At 62.9% G+C, this 6,000-nt stretch carries 6 protein-coding genes (1 of these 6 running past the window's edge); 4 read left to right on the top strand and 2 right to left on the bottom strand.

The features are described 5' to 3' along the window. Positions 1 to 17: 17 nt before the first annotated feature. Positions 18 to 422, bottom strand: coding sequence for a VOC family protein (locus C1M53_RS15155; RefSeq protein ID WP_129412994.1), 405 nt, complete (start codon positions 420 to 422; stop codon positions 18 to 20). 195 nt (positions 423 to 617) lie between these two features. Between C1M53_RS15155 and C1M53_RS15160 the strand changes: the two genes are divergently transcribed. The 4 genes from C1M53_RS15160 to C1M53_RS15175 all read left to right on the top strand — a co-directional run bounded on the left by C1M53_RS15160 (position 618) and on the right by C1M53_RS15175 (position 5,305). After that, the gene (locus C1M53_RS15160) at positions 618 to 983 is read left to right on the top strand and encodes an MmcQ/YjbR family DNA-binding protein (RefSeq protein WP_129412995.1); all 366 of its coding nucleotides are present in this window, start codon (positions 618 to 620) and stop codon (positions 981 to 983) included. Positions 984 to 1,138: 155 nt separating this feature from the next. Next, positions 1,139 to 2,632: a L,D-transpeptidase family protein gene (locus C1M53_RS15165; RefSeq protein WP_129412996.1), complete on the top strand. Its 1,494-nt coding sequence runs from the start codon at positions 1,139 to 1,141 to the stop codon at positions 2,630 to 2,632. 122 nt (positions 2,633 to 2,754) lie between these two features. Then, positions 2,755 to 4,302, top strand: a complete 1,548-nt coding sequence (locus C1M53_RS15170; RefSeq protein WP_129412997.1) for an MFS transporter — start codon at positions 2,755 to 2,757, stop codon at positions 4,300 to 4,302. A gap of 163 nt (positions 4,303 to 4,465) precedes the next feature. Further along, positions 4,466 to 5,305 (top strand): GGDEF domain-containing protein, encoded by an 840-nt coding sequence (locus tag C1M53_RS15175; protein ID WP_129412998.1) that lies wholly within the window; start codon positions 4,466 to 4,468, stop codon positions 5,303 to 5,305. Between the two features lie 17 nt (positions 5,306 to 5,322). Here C1M53_RS15175 and C1M53_RS32515 read toward each other — a convergent pair whose 3' ends face one another. After that, a protein-coding gene (locus C1M53_RS32515) for a M23 family metallopeptidase (protein ID WP_348630046.1) crosses the window boundary here: on the bottom strand, positions 5,323 to 6,000 show its 3' portion. 525 nt of this gene lie beyond the right edge of the window; the window shows 678 of its 1,203 coding nt (coding positions 526-1,203); its start codon lies off the right edge, out of view; its stop codon occupies positions 5,323 to 5,325.

The raw sequence follows: 6,000 nt of genomic DNA on the forward strand, positions 1-6,000 counted from the left end.
CGGCATCGGCGGGATGATCAGTCCCGGATGTCGCCGCGGTGGACGATATGCACCTTGTTGCCGTCGGGGTCGCGCAGATAGGCGCCGAAATAGCCGTCGCCGTAGTGCGGGCGAGGACCCGGTGCGCCTTCGTCCGATCCGCCTGCGGCGACACCCGCGGCATGGGCAATCGAGACGGCCTCCGGAGAAGGAGCGAGGAACGCGACCATGGAGCCGTTGCCGGGGTTCGCTGGTCCGCCGTCAAAGGGAATATAGGCATAGAAACGCGGCAAGGTGTGGTCCTTGCCTACCCAGCATGCGGATGCCGGGCCGCCATCGGGTGTGACGGGTCGCCGGCGAAGCTCCAGCGGCAGGAGCACGGCGTCATAAAAGCGCTCTGCGCGATCGAGATCGCTGACGCCGACTGTCACATGGCTGAACATGGATGCGCCCCCTGGAAATCCGATGAGACGTTCTAGGCCGGACTGTCCATCCTGATCTGCGCCACTTGCCGGTGTTCGAGATGCCAACCGTCAAGAGAGGCCGAAACGCGAAACCGCTACGCACTTTTGCAGGAGTTGCTCCAAAGCGCGGTAGAAGCAATAAGGCGCTGGGCATCGCCATTGACGGAGGCCGATTTGACACTCGACGAATACAACGGCTTCTGTGCCTCGCTGCCAGCCAGCCATCACGTGGTGCAGTGGGGCGGCGCCCATGTGTGGAAGGTCGGCAGCAAGGTCTTCGCCATCGGAGGCTGGAGCAATGAGGCTGAAATTCCCTTCTTCACCTTCAAGTGTTCGGACATGGCGTACGATATCCTGAAGGAACAGCCCGGCTGCAGGCCCGCGCCTTATCTTGCTTCGCGCGGAATGAAATGGATCCAGCGCGTGACCGGCGAAAGCATGGATGACGAGGCGCTGAAGGACTACCTGACGGACAGTCATCGTCTCGCTGCACGCAACCTGACCAGGCGCGAGCGGCGGGAACTTCGACTGGAGGAATAGCGCGACGGCGCTTTCGGTGCGCAGGTCTTGCGAATCCGCCATGTTCATGCCCAGTTCATGGTTGAATCGTTAGGCGGATTATGGCCCACAGGAGACATGCGGCTCCCGACCGGTGGCCAGATCGGTGACGGAACGCGCCGGAGACTTCGGACTACATGCTGCGCACGATGCTTTCGCTTTCAGCCCTGACGCTTGGCGTGACGCTGGCCTTCAGCGCCCAGGCCACGCCATCCCGCGAGCCGGTCGCGGAGGGCAGTGTGGCAAGGAAGACCGAGGGCATACAGGTCGCCCAGAATGGCGACTACCAGGTTTTCTACGACGGCAAGGGCAACCGCGTCATCGTCGATCCCTATACCGGCAAGGTCATCGCGATCCAGCCGCCGCAGACACGGTTCGACCGGCGCGCCCTGCGCCTTGAAAATCGGGAGCGTCGCGTCGAGCGTGTGCCCGACGACGAGCGCTATTATCTCGATGATCCCGAGGACATGGCCCGTTTTCGCCGCCGGCAGATGGAAGATCGGCGTGCCTACCAGTATCCGGAAGACGATGGCGGATTTTACGACAATGCACCTGCCGACGGCAGCATGGTCGAAACCTTCCCGCCGGCGCCGGGCCCGCGTGATCGTTATGGTGATCCCTTGCCGACCACCCGCGAGGGCATTCCTGCACCGCAGCCGGTGGAGCGGCAGCCATTGAAGGAAGCTTCGATCGATCCGGCGCAGCCCACGTCACCGGATGGTTCGCTTGCTCCGACCGAGCCGTCGACCGACGGCAAGTCGGCGATCAATCCTTCGCTGTCGCTGGGCGCGCGCGAGGACATTGCCGCACTGCAGGTGCTGCTCGACCGCGCCGGCGCTTCGCCCGGTGCGATCGACGGGCGCTTTGGCTCCAACATGGACAAGGCGCTCGCGGCCTATCGCGAAATCACCGGCACCAATCTGAAGTCGACAGATGTTGCGGCAATCAAGGCCGAGCTCGACAAGACGGGCGGGCCGGCGTTCGCCAGCTATTCCATCACCCCTGAGGATGCGGCTGGGCCCTATGTCGCGTCGATCCCGGAAGACTACAGCCAGAAGGCGACGCTGGAGCGCATGAGCTTCACCTCGGTGACCGAGGCGCTCGCCGAACGTTTCCATATGGATGAAGCCTATCTCAAGGCGATCAATCCGGGCGTCAACTTCAACCGGCCAGGCACGCTGGTGAAAGTCGTCAATTTCGGCAAGCTCGCGCAGACACCGGTCACGCACATCATTGCCGACAAGGGCCGCAAGCAGGTCCGCGCTTATGATGCGTCAGGCAAACTGGTCGCTGCCTATCCGGCTACGATCGGCTCGTCCGATACGCCTTCGCCCACAGGAACGCACGCCGTGTCGCGCGTGGCGTTCGACCCTAACTACACCTACAATCCCAAGATCAATTTCAAGCAGGGCGCCAACGACAAGGTGTTGACCATCCCACCGGGACCGAACGGTCCGGTCGGCTCGATCTGGATCGCACTCGACAAGCCGACCTATGGTATTCACGGCACGCCGGAGCCGTCGAAGATCGGCAAGACCGAAAGCCATGGCTGCGTGCGTCTGACCAACTGGGATGCTGCCGAACTGGCCAGGCTGGTGAAACCCGGCGTCCCGGTCGATTTCATCGAATAATTCCCTGCCTGGGAGCAGACAGGCCTCGTTTTCGATTTGACGCAACGTTTCGTCCGAAAATCGATACCGGTCGGGGCAATGCTGCGCTAAGCAAAGCCATGCAGGCGAGCGGTGATACAGGCATGGATGCCAGCGGTCTCGGCGGATTGGCTTCGAAGGAAACCTTCTGCCCCCAGCGCAGCCGTCGTTATGTGCTGATCGCCGCCATTCTCGCCTCCGCGCTGGGCTTCATCGATGGGTCCGTGCTTTCAATCGCCATGCCGGTGCTGCGCACCAATCTTGGTGCAAGCCTTGTCGAGGCGCAGTGGATTTCCAATGCCTATGCATTGACGCTGTCCGCGCTCATCCTGGCTGGTGGTGCGGCGGGAGACCGGTTTGGTCTTCGCCGGGCTTTCGTTGCCGGGATTGCGCTGTTCATCGTGGCGTCGATCGCGTGCGCGCTGGCGCCAACCGCACCGTTGCTCATCCTGTTCCGGGCGATCCAGGGCATCGGTGCCGCCGTCATGGTGCCCGGCAGCCTTGCCATCATCGCCAAGGCTTATCCGAAAGCCGAGCGAGGCCGCGCCATCGGCATCTGGGCCGCTGCATCGGCTCTGACAACGGCGCTCGGCCCGGTCCTTGGCGGCATGGTGCTCTCCAGCTTCGGCGCCGGCATCTGGCGTGCGATCTTCGCCATCAACCTGCCGCTCGGCGCGATTGCGATCTGGCTGCTGCTTGCCAAGGTGCCGGCAGATTCGCCAACACAGCAGAAAGGCCTGGATCTCGGTGGTGCGGCGCTGGCCACGCTGGCCTTCGGCGGCATGGCCTACGGGTTGACCGCGATGAGCGCGGAAGGCGGCAATGGCTCGGTGATGGTCAATATCGCCGCCTTTCTCATCGGTCTTGCCGCGCTTGCGGTGTTCCTGTTGTGGGAGAGCCGCCATCGCGAACCGATGGTCGATCTCAGGCTGTTTCGGATCGCTGCCTTTTCAGGCGCCAATGCCGCGACCTTCTTTCTCTATTTCGCGCTGTCGGCGGTGCTTTTCTATCTGCCGATGCTCCTGATCGCAGGCTGGGGGCTGAGCACAGCGGAAGCGGGGTTCATCTTCCTGCCACTGTCGGCGGCGATCGCCTTGTTGTCGGGTCCGGTCGGTCGATGGTCCGATCGGATCGGAGCACGCCTGCCGATCACCCTCGGGAGTTTCGTCGTGGGGCTGGCATTTGTCGGACTGGCTTTACTGGCCGGGGTTGATTTTCATGGCTTCTGGACCGGTGTTTTCCCGCTTGCGGCACTCATGGGACTTGGCATGGCGCTGGTCGTATCGCCGCTGTCGACTGCAATCATGACGTCGGTCGATGATCGCGACACAGGCGCCGCATCCGGAATCAACAATGCGGTTGCGCGGATCGCCGGCCTGATGGCGGTCGCCGCGCTGGGCGCGGTGGTCGGGCTGGTCTACGCCGCTGCCGGCGGTCCTTCGAGTGGCGTCGATTTTGGAGTGTTGCCGCAATCCGCCATCGAGCCGGCGGCGGAGGCTGTACGGGCGAGCGCGACGGGCCGCGCTTTCCAGGCCGTTGCCGCGATCTCGGCGGCAATGTGTTTCGTCGCGGCGATAACCGCATGGCTGACGCAGCCGGCACGGCCGACGCCACAGCCTGACGAGGTCGCGGCAGGTCCGACCACTTACTAAACTTTGAGCGATCGCGGTAAGGAATGGTTCATCATGAGGCTATGGCTGTGGTGACCATCGCCTCATAACGCGATGCGCTTCTATTGATCGATATTTGCTGACGCTAGTGTGCTAAAATCCGGACAGACACACGACGTGATCCTGTCGTCGAGTGGGGGCGTGCATGTCGAAGAATGATCCTCGGTGGTCGCTGGATTCTTCCGAGATCGCTGCTGGCGATCACAGATGGCCCAAGCTGCGCATGCTCGCGCTTGCCGGTCTATGGACACTGCTGGTGGCTGGGCTTTTTGCGTTTGCGGTGAAAGTCAATCTTTTCGACTGGCTCTATGACGTCACACGCGCTCATGAGGATTGGCAGCTGGACGAAATCCTGGCGCTGCTTCTGTGCGTCGGTGTCGGGTCGCTGGTTTTCCTGGTTATTCGAACAAGGCAGCTTGGCCACGAAATCAGGCGGCGCGAGGCGGCTGAACGGCTTGCGCATGATTCGGCCCGGCATGATCCTTTGACCGGTCTCGCCAATGGCAGGCGATTTCGTGAGGCCTTGACCCTGGCAATCGAACGCGCCAGTCAGTCCCGGTCGCACTGCGCCGTCCTGTTCATCGATCTCGATCGTTTCAAGCCGGTCAACGACATGCATGGACATGCGATCGGCGATGAGGTGCTGATCGATGTCGCGCAGCAGATCGCGCAGGCGGCTCCGGCGGACGCAACGGCAGCCCGGCTTGGTGGTGATGAATTCGGGATCGTGGTGCCGTCCGTGCCTGGCCGGGAATCCGTGCTGTTCCTGTCGCAACGGCTTTCGCGTGATATCGGCAAGGTGCGGCAACTCGGCGAGCGGCAACTGGAAGTCGGCGCCACTGTCGGCATTGCCGTCTTCCCGGAAGACGGCCTTGATGCCAACGCGCTCATCAGCGCAGCCGATCAGGCCATGTATGCGGCCAAGCCGTCGCGGCGCGGCATGCTGGGACGCGGCGATCTGCAGGGCAGCGCGATCGCCAACTGAACCGATCCTGAAAGCTGCTATTTGCTGGTAGCGGCGCCAGCGCTGGCGACTTTCAGGCCCGTGCCGTTCTGCTGCTTCAGCAGATCGTCGATGCGTTCGCGCTCGCGCTTGAAGGCGACGAGGTCGTCGCCTTGCAGCACCTTGCCGGTGGGCAGGCGCACACGCATCGGATCCACCTTGGTGCCGTTGACCATGAGTTCGTAGTGAAGATGCGCACCGGTCGAAAGACCCGTGGTGCCGACATAGCCGATCACCTGGCCCTGTCGGACGCGTGCTCCCGGCTGGACGCCACGCGCGAAGGCACTCTGGTGGTTGTAGGATGTCTCGTAGCCATTGGCGTGGCGCAGGATCGTCTGTTTGCCGTAGCCGGCGGCCCAACCGGCCTTTTCGACAACGCCGTTGCCGGCCGCGATGATCGGGGTGCCGGTGGGGGCCGCCCAATCGACGCCGGTATGCATTCTGACATAACCGAGGATCGGATGGCGGCGCGCGCCGAAGCCGGAGCGGAAAGTGCCGTTCGGAACGGTCTTGCGCAGCAGGAACTGCTCCGCACTGCGACCATTCTCATCGAAATAGTCGGTGCTGCCGTCCTGCAGCTGGAAGCGGTAGAGCGTACGGGTCATGCCGCCAATGGCGGCAGATACGTAGAGAAGTTCCGAATCCTCGGAAGCCTGGTCGTCGCTGTCGGGCTGTGA

The organism is Mesorhizobium sp. Pch-S, assembly GCF_004136315.1.
In the GTDB taxonomy this organism is placed as follows: Bacteria; Pseudomonadota; Alphaproteobacteria; order Rhizobiales; family Rhizobiaceae; genus Mesorhizobium.

Bases quoted from the DNA above. Each gene is read 5' to 3' on its own strand.
- C1M53_RS15155 (WP_129412994.1), bottom strand. From the start codon at position 422: ATGTTCAGCCATGTGACAGTCGGCGTCAGCGATCTCGATCGCGCAGAG.
- C1M53_RS15165 (WP_129412996.1), top strand. From the start codon at position 1,139: ATGCTGCGCACGATGCTTTCGCTTTCAGCCCTGACGCTTGGCGTGACG.
- C1M53_RS15170 (WP_129412997.1), top strand. From the start codon at position 2,755: ATGGATGCCAGCGGTCTCGGCGGATTGGCTTCGAAGGAAACCTTCTGC.
- C1M53_RS15175 (WP_129412998.1), top strand. From the start codon at position 4,466: ATGTCGAAGAATGATCCTCGGTGGTCGCTGGATTCTTCCGAGATCGCT.